This is a genomic window from Chryseobacterium tagetis, assembly GCF_016735585.2.
GTDB classification, from domain to species: domain Bacteria; phylum Bacteroidota; class Bacteroidia; order Flavobacteriales; family Weeksellaceae; genus Chryseobacterium; species Chryseobacterium tagetis.
The window spans coordinates 288,912-305,139 of the sequence record NZ_JAERSE020000001.1; the positions used below are offsets into that span (position 1 = coordinate 288,912).

Here is a 16,228-nt window from a genome sequence, read left to right on the forward strand (position 1 = left end):
ATTAAAAACAAAATAGCAAAGTGCTATATTATAAAAGCACTTTGCTATTTTTAAAGTTATAAATAGTCATTATGAAGAAAATTACAGTTGGAGCGTTTTTGCTCTCAATGATGTTTGTGGGTGTTAATGCACAATCTTTAAAATCGCCGGACGGAAAATTTGAAATGGATTTTCAGCTGAAGCAGGGAGTTCCTTATTACAATCTTAAATACAATGGTAAAACAGTTGTAGAAGATTCTAAATTGGGACTGAGATTATTTAAAGATGCTTCAATAAAATTTGCATCAGAAATTGCAAAACCGGAAGATGCTAAATTCGATTTAAACAATGGTTTTACAAAAGTTGACGAAAAACGTGATTCAAAAAACGAAACTTGGCAGCCAGTTTTAGGAGAAAAGAAAAACTATATCAATCAATACAATGAATTGGCAGTTACTTTGAATCAGGCCTCTACTGAGAGAAGTATTGTTGTAAAATTTAGATTGTTTAATGACGGATTAGGATTCAGATATGAATTTCCTCAACAGAAAAATCTGAACTATTTCACCATTCGTGAAGAAGATTCTGAAATTGATTTCCCGACAGATATGAAAGCTTGGTGGATTGTTGCAGATTACGATTCTCAGGAATATAAATATCAAGAAACAAAAGTTTCTGAAATTCCGGCAAGATGGCCCGAAGCAGCAGACGCAAACGCATCGCAGACTTTAATTAAAAATGCAGTTCAGTCTCCGGTAATGTTGAAAAGAGAAGGAAAAGAGCCTTTATATATCAACGTTGCAGAAGCTGCTGTTCTGAATTATCCGGCTTCACATTTAGAAGTAGATGCTCAGAATTTTAAATTCAAAACGCACCTTACTGCAGACAGACAGGGAGCGAAAGGATATATTCAAACGCCTTCTGTTACGCCTTGGAGAACAATTATTGTTGCGCCAAAAGCAGAAGAAGTGATGGCATCTAAAATGATTTTCAATCTTAATGAGCCTACAAAATATAAAGACACTTCTTACATTCACCCAACAAAATATATGGGAGTTTGGTGGGAAATGATTATCGGAAAATCTCAATGGGCATATTCTACAGCAGAAAATGTACATTTAGATACAACAGATTTTACAAAACTGACTCCAAACGGAAAACATGCTGCCAATACTACAAAAGTAAAAGAGTATATTGATTTCGCTGCAGAAAATGGCTTCCAGGGCCTGTTGATTGAAGGCTGGAACATCGGTTGGGAAGACTGGTTCGGACATTCAAAAGAATTTGTTTTCGATTTTATCACCCCTTATCCGGATTTTAATATACAGGAGTTAAACGATTATGCACACTCAAAAGGTATTAAATTAATCATGCACCATGAAACTTCCGGTTCAGCGACAAACTACGAAAGATGGGCAGATAAAGCATTCCAATTGATGAACAAATATGGATATGATGCAGTGAAAACAGGGTATGTAGGGGACATTATCCCTAGAGGAGAGCATCATTATTCTCAGTGGACAATTAACCACTTTTATAGAATCGCAGAAAAAGCTAATGAATATAAAATCATGGTAAATTCTCACGAATCTGTGCGTCCTACAGGAGAAAGCCGTACTTATCCTAACTATATCTCTGCGGAAGCTGCTCGTGGAACGGAATACGAAGCATTCGGAGGAAACAATCCGGATCACCAGACGATTCTTCCGTTTACAAGATGGATGGGAGGTTCTATGGATTACACGCCGGGAATTTTCCAGACAAAATTAGATTACTATTTCCCTGGAGATACACGTTTTGTGAAAACTACGTTGGTAAAGCAATTAGCTCTTTATGTAACGATGTATATGCCACTTCAGATGGCAGCAGACTTACCGGAAAACTACAAAAAGCATATGGATGCTTTCCAGTTTATCAAAGATGTGGCAGCTGACTGGGATGATACAAAAATATTATCAGCAGAACCGGGTGATTATGTAATAACAGCGAGAAAAGCGAAAGGCACAGAAAACTGGTTCGTTGGAGGGATCACAGACGAAAACAAACGCGATTATACAGTGGATTTCTCTTTCTTAGATAAAGGACAGAAATATGAAGCAACCATCTATGAAGATGGAAAAGATGCAGATTATATCAACAATCCTCAAAGTTATAATATCTACAAAAAACAGATCACAAGCAAGTCTAAGATCAATTTTAAAATGGCAAGAAGTGGAGGTTTTGCAGTCTCTATAAAGCCTGTAAAATAAAAATATTTCTTAACTTTAGAATCCTTAAAGGTTTTGCCTTTAAGGATTTTTTATGTGTCCTGTTTTATTTTTTTCTTTAAAAGCGGGATAACCGAAAATTTTAATAAGCAAAAGTTTTTATGAAAAAAATATATGCAATCATAGCGCTTTCAGCAGCTGCACTTGCCTTTTCTCAAAAGCCTTTAGACAAAGTGGAACCTGCATTTTGGTGGAAAGGAATGAAAAACCCTGAACTTCAGATTTTAGTATACGGAAAAGATATTGCTAAAAATGAAATTGAGCTTTCAGATGATGTTCAGATTAAAGATATTCAAAAAGTTGAAAACCCGAACTATGTTTTTGTAACGGTAAATACCAACGAAATTAATGTTCCTAAATTTAAAATCAGCATTAAAAACGGAAAAAAAAATATAGGCTCTTATACCTACGAATTAAAACAGCGAAACCCGAATTCTGCCAACAGAGAATCCTTTACTTCAAAAGATGTCATGTATCTTATCATGCCTGATCGATTTGCCAATGGGGACGAAAAGAACGATTCAAGACCTGATTTAACGGAAAAAGCAAACAGAAGCCTTCCCAATGGACGGCATGGAGGAGATTTAAGAGGAATTATCAACAATCTTGACTATATTCAAAACTTAGGCGCAACATCCGTTTGGCTGACTCCGGTGAACGAAGACAACGAAAAAGTATATTCCTATCATGGTTATGCTCAGACAGATCTGTATAAAATTGACGGGCGCTACGGAACTAATGAAGAATATAAAGAACTTTCACAGAAACTGAACCAGCGAAATATGAAATTGGTAATGGATTACGTCACCAATCACTGGGGAATTTCACATTGGATGATCAAAGATCTGCCGACAAAAGATTGGATTCATTGGTTTAAAGATGGCGAAAACGGTTTCAAGCGTTCTAACTATAAAACAACAACACAATTTGACACGAATGCGTCTGAAATAGATGAAAAACTGGCTTTAGACGGTTGGTTTGATACCACAATGCCCGATATTAATCAGAAAAATCCGCTGGTTCTGAAATATCTTACACAAAATGCAATCTGGTGGATTGAATATGCCGAATTAGGTGGTTTTCGCGTAGATACCTATCCTTACAACGACAAAGAAGCGATGGCAAAATGGGCCAAAGCGATCACCGATGAATATCCGAAATTTAACATAGTAGGAGAGACATGGTTGTACACGGCAGGACAAATATCTGCGTGGCAAAAAGATTCAAAAACCGGAGAAGCAGCAAACTATAATTCTTATCTCCCTTCTGTAATGGATTTTATGCTGTATGGAGACTTGCCAAAAGCATTGAAGGAAAAAGAAGGTTGGGATTCAGGACTGGTAAAGATCTACAATGTTTTTACAAGTGATTTTCTATATCCGAATATCAATAATGTAATGGTTTTCCTGGAAAATCATGATACAGAAAGATGGAACGAAATCTTTAATGCAGATCCGAAAGCGTATAATCTAGGTTTAACTTTAATTTCTACCGTTCGAGGAATTCCGCAATTGTATTATGGCTCCGAAATAGGAATGCGTGGCGATAAAAACAAAGGCGGTGACGCAGATATCAGAAGAGATTTTCCGGGCGGTTGGAAATCAGATCCACAAAATGCTTTCAATCTGGCTTCTCAAACTTCTGAACAAAAGGAATTTTATCAGTTCACTCAGAAATTATTGAACTGGAGAAAAGGAAATGAAGTCATTCATACAGGAAAAACTAAAAATTTCGTTCCTCAGAATAATGTTTTTGTGTATTTTCGATACAACGAAAAAGAAAGCGTGATGGTCGTTCTGAATAACGATGAAAAAGAGCAGAAACTAGATCTGAAACATTTTGAAGAATCATTAAAAGGATTTTCAAAAGGAAAAGATATTATTTCTGATAAGGAATTTTCATTACAGAATAATCTAACCATACCGGCAAAAACTTCGATGGTTATTGAGTTAAAATAAATGTAAAAAAGACCCAAACTTTTTTTACTTTGCTGAGTGAAACGCCTTGTGAACTTAAAAAGTTTAGTATCCGAAAAAAACTTTGCGTTTTTTGCGTAAAAAAATAGAATCTTAGGGTTCAAAAATTAAATTAAATATGAAAAAATCTACCATATTCTTTACCTTCATACTGGTTGTACTGAGTTTTACCACTATTTCAGCTCAGGCAAAATTTGAAAAAGAAAAAACTGAGATTGGAACAATGCTCGATGGTTTCAATGTTGCGGCTGCAAAAGCAGATTTCAAGACATATTTTGATTATTTTGCTGATGAATCAACATTTATCGGAACAGACGCAACAGAAGTCTGGGATAAAAAAGCCTTTATGGTTTGGGCAAAGCCACATTTCGATAAAAAAAGAACCTGGAATTTCACTTCATTAAAAAAAAACATTTATTTCAGCAAAGACGGAAAACTGGCTTGGTTTGATGAATTATTAGATACTCAAATGAAAATCTGCCGTGGTTCAGGAGTCGTTGAGAAAATCAACGGACAATGGAAAGTAAAGCAATATGTACTTTCCGTAACTGTACCTAATGAAGTGGTAGATAAAGTAGTGGTGGAAAAAACACCGATCGAAGACGTATTAATCCAAAAACTGAAGCAGTAATGTCGGAAATGCAAGGTAAATATGCAGAACAGAAGCAAGGAAGAAGAATAAAACCTAATTTATCCATGCTTCAGATTATTAATATGAGCATGGGATTTTTAGGAATTCAGATGGCTTTTGGATTACAAAACGGAAATGCAAGTAGAATTTTGGCCAATTTCGGGGCAGATGTTCATGAATTGTCTTGGTTTTGGTTAGTAGCACCAATTACAGGATTAATTGTTCAACCTATTATTGGTCACATGGGCGATAATACATGGAGCCCGTTGGGAAGAAGAAAACCCTACTTTTTAATTGGAGCGGTTTTGTGTGCAATCGGTTTAGTAATGCTTCCGAATGCAGCTTCTGCAACACAATTGATGGCTGCAAATGTTCTGTTATTGGCCGTTATTTTCCTTGCGATGATGGATGCTTCCATCAATGTAGCCATGGAACCTTTCCGTGCACTGGTAGGAGATATGTTGCCGAAACATCAGGCAACCATTGGATTTTCTGTCCAGACTATTTTAATTGGAATTGGAGCGGTTATTGGCTCGGATTTACCAAGATGGTTAACGAAAATTGGGGTTTCTAATGAGGCACCAAAAGGATTTGTAGCAGATAATGTGATCTATGCTTTCTATATTGGTGCAGCAGTTTTAATTATATCAATCCTATATACCATCATCACTACCAAAGAATATTCACCAGAAGAATTTGCAGCTTTTGAAAATGGAAAAGATCATATAGAGCATAAGTCTAAATTTTCCGATATTTTTAAAGATTTTAATACTATTCCTTCTCAAATGAAAAAACTGGGAATTGTTCAGTTTTTTTCGTGGTTTGCTTTATTTACGATGTGGGTATTTACGACAAGTGCTTTGGCAACACATCATTTTGGGCTTTCACCAGATGACACACATTCTGCAGCATTTAATAAAGCAGGGGATTTAACTGGAAGTTTATTTGGAAGCTATAATTTTTATGCTATTTTCTTTGCTTTTGCTTTAACACCCATTGCGAAATTTATAGGAAAGAAGCAAACCCATGCCTTAGCTTTGGCTTGTGGAGGATTAGGTTTGATTTCAATGTATTTTATTAAAGATGTTAATAGCCTATGGATTTCAATGATCGGATTAGGGTTTGCGTGGGCAAGTATTTTAGCAATGCCTTATGCAATGCTGATAGACTCTATTCCCCAAAAGAAAATGGGTGTGTATATGGGAATCTTCAACTTCTTTATTGTAATTCCTCAGATTATTAACGGAATTTTTGGAGGACCTATTGTGAGTGGTATTTTCGGAAAGCAAGCCATCGATTATGTAGTTGTAGGAGGTGTTTGTATGCTGTTGGCTGCAATATTAACATTGTTTTTCATTAAGTCTGAAAAGGAAACTCCAAAAGAGATTGAAGAAGAGATTCAGCAAGTCCATTTTTAAAATAAAGAAAGTATAAAATATAGAATTTAGTCATATTTTAAAAGACAATACAAAGCTGGTGATCGAAGAGATTTTTCGATCGCCATTTTTTATTTAACATATCATTAATTTATGAGTTATTTTTTTTCAATAAAATCAATATATTTGTGTCTACTTTTTACTAAAACTAAAAAACTAAAGAAAAACATGAAAAAAAACCTACTTTTTGTAGCTATTCTGGCCAGTATAGCTACTATGAAAGCTCAAACTGGCAATGTGGGAATCAACACACAACAACCTACCGAAACCTTAGATGTAAATGGAACTTTACGCGTTCGTGCATTAACTGACGGAAGCAGTTCTTCCACTTATGATCAGGTATTGGTGATGAAAACAGACGGAACAATAGGTAAGGCTTCAAGGTCTTCTCTTGGAGGTTCTGCCAATGGTACTGCAGGTGGACAGGTTTACCTAACGGGTCCAACAGCTCCATATGCTTCCCAAGTTCCACAAACTGTTACCGGGGATGTTCTTATTAGCAGCAGTGCAGTAACTACGATTTCCAATAATGCAATGACTACAGCTAAAATTGCGGATAATGCAGTTACTTTAGCTAAAATATCAGCAACAGGAACTAAAGACAATACAACATTCCTTAGAGGAGACGGAACTTGGAATACACCAACAGCAACGGTTGCTGATGGCTCTATAACTGATGTTAAAGTTAATGCTGCCGCCGCTATTGCATATAGCAAACTGGCACTTAACAATAGTATACAAAATGCAGATATTCAGGCTAATGCAATTACGACAAGTAAGGTTGCCAATAGTACGGTTACCACGGCTAAAATTTTCGATGCTTCTGTTACCACGGCTAAAATTGCGGATAATGCAGTTACTTTAGCTAAAATATCAGCAACAGGAACCAAAGATAATACAACCTATCTTAGAGGAGACGGAACTTGGGCGACTCCATCAGGAGGTGGCTCTTCAGTAAATGAAGGATTAGGAAGATTAGTAGATGGAACTAACCAGTTGATTGGATATGTACAAACAATAGGAACTAATAACTATGTTGTTAAAACATCTAACGGGTATGTTATAACAATTAATATAGATGGTACTTTCTCTGGGATTCAAACCTATTATGGAGATTCATCATGTAGTGGTACTGTAAAATATATTAATTCAGGGAATACCACGCTGCAAAATAGAAGTGTAAAATATCTGTATTATGAAGGAACAACCGGGAAATTCTTCAAAATAGATAATGTGAATGCAAATGGGTATGCAGTGAATACCGCGATGGTTGGAGCAGCATATCTATATCAGGTATCTGGGACTTGTTCTTCATCTACCGCTACAAATTTTGGCTGGAAAGTTGAAGCAACAGAAACAACTCGAGCTACCATTGGATTACCAACTACCATTACTCTTCCATTAACATTACTATAATAAAGAGAAGTTTGTAAAAAGTGCAAAAAGCGGGTTCATATTGAATTCGCTTTTTTTATTTAAATATAAGAGATAGAATAATCAAGCACAGAAATCCAAAAATCCTTTCTTACCCTACATCAACATTTTCCGGGTTCATACAGCGTACATTTGTACTATAAATAATCACAGTATGAAAACAGTATATCATAAAGCAGACACAAGAGGTCATGCAAATCACGGATGGCTAAATTCTTATCACACATTTAGCTTTGCAGGATACCAAAGTCCTGAAAGAATGAATTTTGGAGTGTTGAGAGTGTTGAACGACGATACCGTTACTCAGGGGATGGGCTTCGGCACACACCCTCACAGAGATATGGAAATCATTTCAATTCCTTTGGAAGGAGATTTGGAACATAAAGACTCAATGGGAACCACTGCCGTTATCCAAAAAGGAGAAATTCAGGTAATGAGTGCGGGAACAGGAGTGATGCACAGCGAATACAATAAAAATAAAGATCAGGCTGTGAAATTCCTACAGATCTGGGTTTTCCCAAGAGAAGTTGGAGTTGAACCAAGATACGATCAAAAAAGCATTAAAGAAGGAGAAAAGATCAACGGATTTCAACAGATCTTGTCCCCGAATAAAAATGACGACGGAGTTTGGATCCACCAAGATGCTTGGTTTAATCTGGCTAATTTCACCAAAGGAAATGGTAAAAACTACATGTTAAACAAAAAAGGAAACGGCGTCTATGCTTTCGTATTAAAAGGAAGTGCCAAAGTGGGAGACAGAATTTTAAATGAAAGAGACGGTTTAGGAATTTGGGATACCCAAAGTTTCAATATCGAAGCAGTTGAAGATGCCGAAATTCTTTTAATGGAAGTGCCAATGGAATTACCAGCTTATTTAAAATAGTTAAAGACAAACAATTTCGCAGAATAAAATCCCCCTCCATTGGAGGGGTGGCGAAAATTCAGAAAGAATTTTTGACGGGGTGGTTAAAAATAAAAAATATTAGATTGTAACAAAAATCTTCCCGACATTTGCGTTAACAATTAAACGAAAACTTATTTTTAAAATAATATAGAAAACAATGAAAATTTTAGCAATAGCAGGAAGTAATTCCGAAACGTCAATTAATAAATTATTAGTTTCTTACGCAACTTCGTTAGTTGAAAACGCAGAAGTGGAAATCGTTGATATGAATGATTTTGAAATGCCGATCTATAAACATCAGAGAGAAGTAGAAAGCGGAGTTCCTCAACAGGCTGTAAATTTTGCGGAAAAAATAGATGCAGCCGACTTACTTTTAGTTTCTTTGTCAGAGCATAACGGAACCTATTCAACAGCATTCAAAAATGTCTTCGATTGGACTTCAAGAATTAAAAACAGAGCAGTTTGGAATGAAGTTCCGATGCTATTAATGGCTACAGCTCCTGGTGGAAGAGGTGGTCTGGGAGTTTTGGAAGCTGCAGAAAAGCGTTTTCCTTTGCATGGTGGAAATATCATAGATACTTTTACGCTTCCTTTCTTTAATGACAATTTTGACAAATCGGCTCAGAAGATTTCTAATGAAGAGAAAGACAACGAATTAAAAGAGAAAATCAAGAAAATTTCTGCCATCGAATCTATCCTTGAAAAATAGATTTGAAAATTAATATAAAATTAATATCTTTGCAAAAAGAAAAAAGATGAAAATTCAGACCTCCTCTAATCAATATTTTTCCAAGAAAGGGAATATTGTGGGCTCTGAAATTCTGAGATAAAACAACGGCCGATAATCTAACAAGATTGTCGGCTTTTTTGTTTTCTAAATTTGAATAAAAAGTTTGAAATAAATTTCTAAAGTAAACATGAGCAACACGTACAAATCAGCAGGAGTAGACAAAGAAGAAGGATACAAAACCGTTGACAAGATCAAGAAAGCGGTTGGGGAAACTCACAATTCCAATGTATTGAATCATTTGGGAAGTTTTGGAGCTTTCTACGAAATCGGCGGATACAAAAATCCTGTTTTGGTTTCAGGAACAGACGGTGTGGGAACAAAGCTTAAAGTAGCTTTAGACTCAAAAAAATACGACTCTATCGGAGTAGACTGTTTCGCAATGTGTGCGAATGACATTCTTTGTCATGGTGCAAAACCATTATTCTTCTTAGATTATTTGGCTTGCGGAAAACTGGATTCAGAAATCGCTGCTGAAATCGTTTTAGGAATGGTAGAAGCTTGTAAAGACAACAACTGTGCATTAATCGGTGGTGAAACTGCTGAAATGCCGGGAATGTACCAACCTGGAGATTATGATGTTGCCGGATTCTGCGTAGGAATCGTTGAAAAAGACCAGATTATTGATGGTACAAAAATCAAAACAGGTGATAAAATCATCGCGTTGCCAAGTTCAGGTTTCCATTCAAACGGATTCTCTTTAGTAAGAAAAGTATTCCCTGATTTCAACGAAGAATTTGAAGGAAAACCTTTATATGAGACTCTTTTAGTTCCTACAAGATTATATTATCAAGATATTCATAAAGTACTTCCTGAAGTAGAAGTTGCAGGAATCGCTCACATTACAGGTGGTGGATTATATGAGAATATTCCAAGAATTATCGGTGATGGATTATGTGCTTCAATCGATGCTTCAAAAATCCAGATTCCAAGTATTATGTTGGAGTTGGAGAAAAGAGGTGGAGTAGCTCGTGAAGAAATGTTCGGAACATTCAATATGGGTGTCGGAATGATTGTAGTAGTAGATGCTGAAAAAGCTGAAAAAGTACTAAGTCTTCTTGATGATGCTTACGAAATCGGAGAAATCACAGAAGGAAGCGAGAAGATCGATTTAAAATTTTAAATAAATAGAATGTAGTAGTAGAAAGTGAACTTAAGGTAAACAAAAGTCACTTTTAACTTCTAACTTCTAACTTCTAATTAATGAAAAACTTAGTTATACTCGTTTCAGGTTCAGGAACCAATCTGCAGAGAATTATCGATACTATTGATAACGGAGAGATCCAGAATGCAAAAGTATCTTTAGTGATTGCTGACAGAGAATGTTACGGGCTTGAAAGAGCGAAAAATCATAATATAGATAACGTTTTAATTCCCAGAGGAAAAAACTTCAGCAATGAATTGAATAAAATCATTCCTGAAAATACAGATCTAATTGTATTGGCCGGATTTTTATCCATTCTAAAACCTGAGTTTTGTGAACTTTGGAAAGGGAAAATAATCAATATACATCCAGCTTTACTGCCAAAATTCGGGGGAAAAGGAATGTGGGGGCATCATGTTCACCATGCAGTAATTAAAGCTAAAGAAAAAGAAAGCGGGGCAACCGTACATTTTGTCACTTCAGGAATTGACGAAGGAGAAGCTATTCTTCAAAAATCATTTGAGGTAACAGAAAATGATACTCCGGAAACTGTTGCTGAAAAAATTCATATCATTGAATATGAGATTTTTCCAAAAGCAATTAATAAAGTATTGAATAATAATTAAACACAAATTATTAGCGATACAAAAATTCCCCTCCTTTGGAGGGGGGGCAAAATTCAGAAAGAATTTTGACGGGGTGGTTAAAGATACCCAAACTTTGCTGAGTGAAACGCCTTTGCGAATAAAATATCAAGTAAAAAACTTAGCACTCTTTGCGTTAAAAAGGGACAATCAATAAAACACAATTAGATTTTAAATATTTCGAAAAACAAGATAAAATCTAAGTAAAATAAAAGTAAAATCGGAGGTGAAAGACCCGGTTTACAGTTTGAAATAGCTGTAAAAAGTAAAAAATCGAAAGTAAAATGAGCAAAAAAAGAGTTTTAATCAGTGTTTCTGACAAGAGCGGATTAATTGAATTCGCGCAGTTTTTGGAAGCCCAAAACTATGAATTGATTTCTACGGGAGGGACGTTCAAACATTTGAAAGACGCTGGTTTAAATCCAATTCAGATTGATGAGGTTACCAATTTCCCTGAGATGTTGGACGGAAGAGTGAAGACATTACACCCGAAAGTTCACGGTGGTTTGTTGGCAGTGCGTTCAAACGAAGACCACATGAAAACAGTTCAGGAGCATGGAATTGGTCTGATTGACATGGTAATTGTGAATCTTTATCCTTTCTTTGAAAATGTAAACAAAAACATTTCTCTTCACGAAAAGGTAGAATTCATCGATATCGGAGGTCCTTCAATGCTTCGTTCTGCAGCTAAAAACTTTGATTCTGTGACGGTAATTACTGATGTTGAAGATTATACAGCAGTAAAGATCGAAATGGAGCAAAACGGGGACACGTACATTGAAACCCGTAAAAAGCTGGCAGGAAAAGTATTCAACCTTACTTCTGCTTATGATGCAGCTATTTCAAGAATGCTTTTAGAGGAAGATTATCCTACTTATTTGAATGCATCTTACAAAAAAGTTGCTGATCTTAGATATGGTGAAAATCCACATCAGACAGCGGCTTATTACGTTTCTACTTTCGAAAACGGCGCTATGAAAGATTTCGAACAATTGGGAGGTAAGGAGTTGTCTTTCAATAACCTTCGTGATATGGATCTTTGCTGGAAAGTGGTTACAGAATTCAAAGAAGAAATGGCTTGTTGTGCAGTGAAGCACTCTACACCTTGTGGAGTGGCGATCGGAACTTCAGCACTGGAAACTTATCAAAAAACTTTCGAATGTGATCCGGTTTCAATCTTTGGCGGAATTGTTGCAATGAACTATAAAATCGACGCTGCAACAGCTGAAGAATTAAACAAAACATTCCTTGAAATTGTTATGGCTCCTGCGTTTGACGAAGAAGCTTTGGAAATTTTAAGAAAGAAGAAAAACTTAAGAATTATAAAAATCGTAAACCCTGTTTCAGATAAACAGACTTGGGTAAAGGTTGATGGCGGAATCTTAGTTCAGGATAATGACAGTATTTTCTCTGATGATATTAAAGTTGTAACAGAAACTCAGCCTACAGAAGAGCAGAAAAAAGCATTATTGTTCTCTCAGAGAGTAGTAAAATATGTGAAATCTAATGCCATTGTAGTTTCAAACGGAATTCAGGCTTTCGGAATCGGAGGTGGACAGGTAAACAGAATCTGGGCAACTCAACAGGCGATTGAAAGAGCGAAAGAAAAATTCTCAGGAGACTTAGTGTTGGCTTCTGACGCATTTTTCCCTTTCCGTGACGTGGTAGATTTCTGTGCTCAGGAAGGGATTACTGCAATTATTCAGCCGGGAGGAAGTGTAAAAGACCAAGACAGCATCGAGGCGGCAAATGAGCACAAAATTCCGATGATGTTTACTGGAATTAGACATTTTTTCCATTAATTAAAATAGAATTAAAAAATAATTTTGAGATTGTATTTATAGCATTCAAAATTATATATTTGTACAATAGACTAGATAATAATTAAAGTATGAGAATATTAATCATAGGTGAAGGTGGAAGAGAATCTGCTTTGGCAGCGAAACTTCAGAAAGACTCTAGAGTTACTAAAATGTTTTTTGCCAATGGAAATGCTACTACCGATGCAATAGGGAAAAATGTTCATTTATCAGAGATTAAAGAACTTAGAGATTTTGCGATCAAGGAAAAAGTAGATTTAACGATTGTAGGACCTGAAGCGCCACTTGTTGCAGGTTTGAAAGATGAATTTAAGAAACATGATCTTAAAGTTTTCGGTCCGACTCAAAAAGTTGCAAGCTTAGAAGGAAGTAAAGCTTTCTCTAAGAAATTTATGCAGACCTATGATATCAAAACAGCAAAAGCGGTAGTATTTGATGCTTATAACGATGCTAAAGAATATATTCAGACACAGCAATATCCATTAGTGGTTAAAGCAAGTGGTCTTGCCGGAGGTAAAGGGGTGGTGATCTGCGAAACACTGGAAGAAGCAGAAGCTACCATTCATGATTTTATGATCAGAAGGGTATTCGGTGATGCAGGTATCCGTATCGTGATCGAAGAATACTTACAAGGTTTTGAAGCTTCAATCATTGCGTTCTCAAACGGTGAAAAGATTTTCCCTTGTATTGCTGCTAAAGATTATAAAAAAGCAGGAAAAGGAGATACAGGTCCAAACACTGGAGGTATGGGAACTGTAGCACCAAGTCCGGAATTTACTCAGGAGCATTATGCTGATTTTGAAAAAAATATTCTTGAACCTACTTTAAAAGGACTTAAAGGAGAAGGTTTCAGTTTTAAAGGAATCATTTTCTTCGGATTGATGGTAACTAAAAACGGAGCTTACCTACTTGAATACAACATGAGATTCGGAGATCCTGAAACACAGGTATTGATGGCTCTTATGGAAAACAATCTTTTAGATGTTATTCAGGATTGTATGAACGGAAAAGATCTTGAACTTAAATTTAAAGACGAGAAAGCAGTTTGTCTGGTAATGTGTTCAGGAGGATATCCAAGAAACTTTGAAACAGGTTTTGAAATCGTAGGAGAAGACAAAGTGAAACACAGCCAGCTTTTATATGCAGGAGCGGTGAAAAGAGGAGACACTGTTGTTTCTAACGGAGGTAGAGTACTGAATATCGTAGCTACCGGAGCGACTTACGAAGATGCCCGTAAAAAAGTTTACGAAGATGCAAGTCACGTACATTTCGATTACGGCTTCTACAGAGAAGACATCGGAAAGTTCTAAATAAAAAATCAAAAAAAGATTTGGAGAAATCCAGGTCTTTTTTTGTAAAGATTTCATCAATAGGATCGGACTTTAGTCCGATCAATAAAAAGGAAATCAAATTGGCTTTAGCCAAAGCTTAAAAGCTTAATTAAAAAAATTGAGTTAAGGTTTATACACAATTTTTATCATTCCGCAGGAATCCCTGCAACAATGATAAAAAATAAAAAGAGTTTAGAATTCTACGGAATGAAAAAGGCTCTTTTAAACACCAAAAGCTCATCATTTATCAATCATCATTTATCAATTATAATAATGAACAACGGTATTATCATATTAGATTTCGGATCACAGTACAACCAGCTTATCGGAAGAAGAATCCGTGAGATGGGGGTATATTCTGAAATTTTACCTTTCAATACACCATTAGCAACTCTTTTAGAAAAACAGCCAAAAGGAATTATCCTTTCAGGAGGACCAAGTTCTGTAAATGCAGAAAACGCTCACTTGGTTGAAAAAGAATTATATGAACAAGGAATTCCTGTGTTGGGAATTTGCTACGGAATGCAGCTTACTGCACACCTTTTAGGAGGGAAAGTTCATAAAGGAGTAAAAGGGGAATACGGAAAAGCACATTTAGAAATTGTAAAAGAATCTTCTTTATTAAAAGGAGTTTCTAACAATTCTGTAGTTTGGATGAGTCACTTTGACGAAGTTGGACAATTACCTGCTGGTTTTGAATTAAATGCAACATCAGGAGTAATCGCTTCAATGTCAGACGAAGATAAAAAAATCTACTGTGTACAGTTTCACCCGGAAGTTTCTCATACAGAAGAAGGGGGAAAAATGTTAGAAAATTTCGTTTTCGGAATTTGTAATGCAGAGAAAAACTGGAAACTGACCAACTATATAGAAAAAACAGTTGAAGAAATCCGTGAAAAAGTTGGAGATCAAAAAGTGATCCTAGGACTTTCAGGAGGAGTAGACTCTTCTGTAGCCGCGGTTTTGATTCATAAAGCAATCGGAGATCAGTTAACTTGTATCTTTGTTGACACTGGACTTTTAAGAAAAGACGAAGACAAAAAAGTAATGGATAATTATGGAGAACATTTCCATATGAATATCAAATTGGTAGATGCTAAAGAAAGATTTTTATCAAAACTAGCCGGAGTTGATGATCCAGAAGCAAAAAGAAAAATCATCGGAAACGAATTTATCCACGTTTTTGATGAAGAATCTCATAAAATTGAAGGCGCTAAATTCTTAGCTCAAGGAACAATTTATCCTGATGTAATCGAAAGTCAGTCTGTAAACGGACCTTCTGCAGTAATCAAATCTCACCACAACGTTGGTGGACTTCCTGAAGATATGGAATTTGAATTGCTTGAGCCTTTAAGAGAACTATTCAAAGATGAAGTAAGAAAAGTAGGGGAAGAATTGGGAATTCCTCATCATTTGGTACACAGACACCCTTTCCCTGGTCCAGGATTAGGGATTAGAGTATTGGGAGCTGTAGATGCTGAAAAAGTAAGAATTCTTCAGGAAGCAGATGATATCTTCATCGAAGAATTATACAAAAACGATTTGTATGAAAAAGTTTCTCAGGCTTTCGTAGTACTTCTTCCGGTAAAATCTGTTGGAGTAATGGGAGATGAAAGAACTTACGAATATACTGCGGTAGTTCGTTCTGCAAACACAATTGACTTTATGACGGCAACTTGGAGCAGACTTCCTTACGAGTTTTTAGATACGGTTTCAAGCAGAATCATCAACGAAGTAAGAGGAATCAACAGAGTAGCTTACGATATTTCAAGCAAACCACCTGCAACCATCGAGTGGGAATAATTTTTTTGACTTGAATTTTAAATATAAATCCTGCCCATCTTGGGTGGGATTTTTTATAAAAATTATTATATA

Annotated in this window: 12 protein-coding genes; all 12 read left to right on the forward strand. The window is 35.9% G+C overall.

Going from position 1 to position 16,228, the window contains the following annotated elements:
• Positions 1-71 precede the first annotated feature (71 nt).
• Positions 72-2,228, forward strand: a complete 2,157-nt coding sequence (locus JI747_RS01295) for a glycoside hydrolase family 97 protein (RefSeq protein WP_225685712.1) — start codon at positions 72-74, stop codon at positions 2,226-2,228.
• Positions 2,229-2,347: 119 nt separating this feature from the next.
• Entirely contained in the window at positions 2,348-4,204 is a 1,857-nt protein-coding gene (locus JI747_RS01300) for a glycoside hydrolase family 13 protein (RefSeq protein WP_225685713.1), read from the forward strand.
• A 136-nt stretch (positions 4,205-4,340) separates the two neighbouring features.
• Positions 4,341-4,853, forward strand: a complete 513-nt coding sequence (locus JI747_RS01305) for a nuclear transport factor 2 family protein (RefSeq protein ID WP_225685714.1) — start codon at positions 4,341-4,343, stop codon at positions 4,851-4,853.
• On the forward strand, positions 4,853-6,271 hold the full coding sequence (locus tag JI747_RS01310) for an MFS transporter (protein WP_394371114.1): 1,419 nt from the start codon (positions 4,853-4,855) through the stop codon (positions 6,269-6,271). Before JI747_RS01305 ends, JI747_RS01310 begins: the two co-directional genes overlap by 1 nt.
• Positions 6,272-6,457: 186 nt before the next feature.
• Positions 6,458-7,705 carry a hypothetical protein gene (locus JI747_RS01315; protein ID WP_225685716.1) on the forward strand — a complete coding sequence of 416 codons (1,248 nt, stop codon included), beginning with the start codon at positions 6,458-6,460 and terminating at the stop codon, positions 7,703-7,705.
• Between the two features lie 172 nt (positions 7,706-7,877).
• Positions 7,878-8,606, forward strand: a complete 729-nt coding sequence (locus JI747_RS01320; protein ID WP_225685718.1) for a pirin family protein — start codon at positions 7,878-7,880, stop codon at positions 8,604-8,606.
• Between the two features lie 178 nt (positions 8,607-8,784).
• Positions 8,785-9,336 (forward strand): NADPH-dependent FMN reductase, encoded by a 552-nt coding sequence (locus tag JI747_RS01325; protein WP_225685720.1) that lies wholly within the window; start codon positions 8,785-8,787, stop codon positions 9,334-9,336.
• A gap of 208 nt (positions 9,337-9,544) precedes the next feature.
• Entirely contained in the window at positions 9,545-10,537 is a 993-nt protein-coding gene (gene purM / locus JI747_RS01330; protein WP_225685721.1) for a phosphoribosylformylglycinamidine cyclo-ligase, read from the forward strand.
• 80 nt (positions 10,538-10,617) lie between these two features.
• A complete protein-coding gene (gene purN, locus JI747_RS01335; protein WP_225685722.1) occupies positions 10,618-11,184 on the forward strand; it encodes a phosphoribosylglycinamide formyltransferase in 567 nt (188 codons plus the stop codon).
• A gap of 302 nt (positions 11,185-11,486) precedes the next feature.
• Positions 11,487-13,004 (forward strand): bifunctional phosphoribosylaminoimidazolecarboxamide formyltransferase/IMP cyclohydrolase, encoded by a 1,518-nt coding sequence (purH, locus tag JI747_RS01340; protein ID WP_225685723.1) that lies wholly within the window; start codon positions 11,487-11,489, stop codon positions 13,002-13,004.
• Positions 13,005-13,093: 89 nt separating this feature from the next.
• Positions 13,094-14,332 (forward strand): phosphoribosylamine--glycine ligase, encoded by a 1,239-nt coding sequence (gene purD / locus JI747_RS01345; RefSeq protein WP_225685724.1) that lies wholly within the window; start codon positions 13,094-13,096, stop codon positions 14,330-14,332.
• A gap of 294 nt (positions 14,333-14,626) precedes the next feature.
• Positions 14,627-16,156 (forward strand): glutamine-hydrolyzing GMP synthase, encoded by a 1,530-nt coding sequence (gene guaA, locus JI747_RS01350; protein ID WP_225686781.1) that lies wholly within the window; start codon positions 14,627-14,629, stop codon positions 16,154-16,156.
• Positions 16,157-16,228 lie beyond the last annotated feature (72 nt).

What these genes read in the sequence shown, in the direction of transcription:
- JI747_RS01295 (WP_225685712.1), top strand. Translation starts at nt 72, where the DNA reads ATGAAGAAAATTACAGTTGGAGCGTTTTTGCTCTCAATGATGTTTGTG.
- JI747_RS01300 (WP_225685713.1), top strand. Translation starts at nt 2,348, where the DNA reads ATGAAAAAAATATATGCAATCATAGCGCTTTCAGCAGCTGCACTTGCC.
- JI747_RS01305 (WP_225685714.1), top strand. Translation starts at nt 4,341, where the DNA reads ATGAAAAAATCTACCATATTCTTTACCTTCATACTGGTTGTACTGAGT.
- JI747_RS01310 (WP_394371114.1), top strand. Translation starts at nt 4,853, where the DNA reads ATGTCGGAAATGCAAGGTAAATATGCAGAACAGAAGCAAGGAAGAAGA.
- JI747_RS01315 (WP_225685716.1), top strand. Translation starts at nt 6,458, where the DNA reads ATGAAAAAAAACCTACTTTTTGTAGCTATTCTGGCCAGTATAGCTACT.
- JI747_RS01320 (WP_225685718.1), top strand. Translation starts at nt 7,878, where the DNA reads ATGAAAACAGTATATCATAAAGCAGACACAAGAGGTCATGCAAATCAC.
- JI747_RS01325 (WP_225685720.1), top strand. Translation starts at nt 8,785, where the DNA reads ATGAAAATTTTAGCAATAGCAGGAAGTAATTCCGAAACGTCAATTAAT.
- purM (WP_225685721.1), top strand. Translation starts at nt 9,545, where the DNA reads ATGAGCAACACGTACAAATCAGCAGGAGTAGACAAAGAAGAAGGATAC.
- purN (WP_225685722.1), top strand. Translation starts at nt 10,618, where the DNA reads ATGAAAAACTTAGTTATACTCGTTTCAGGTTCAGGAACCAATCTGCAG.
- purH (WP_225685723.1), top strand. Translation starts at nt 11,487, where the DNA reads ATGAGCAAAAAAAGAGTTTTAATCAGTGTTTCTGACAAGAGCGGATTA.
- purD (WP_225685724.1), top strand. Translation starts at nt 13,094, where the DNA reads ATGAGAATATTAATCATAGGTGAAGGTGGAAGAGAATCTGCTTTGGCA.
- guaA (WP_225686781.1), top strand. Translation starts at nt 14,627, where the DNA reads ATGAACAACGGTATTATCATATTAGATTTCGGATCACAGTACAACCAG.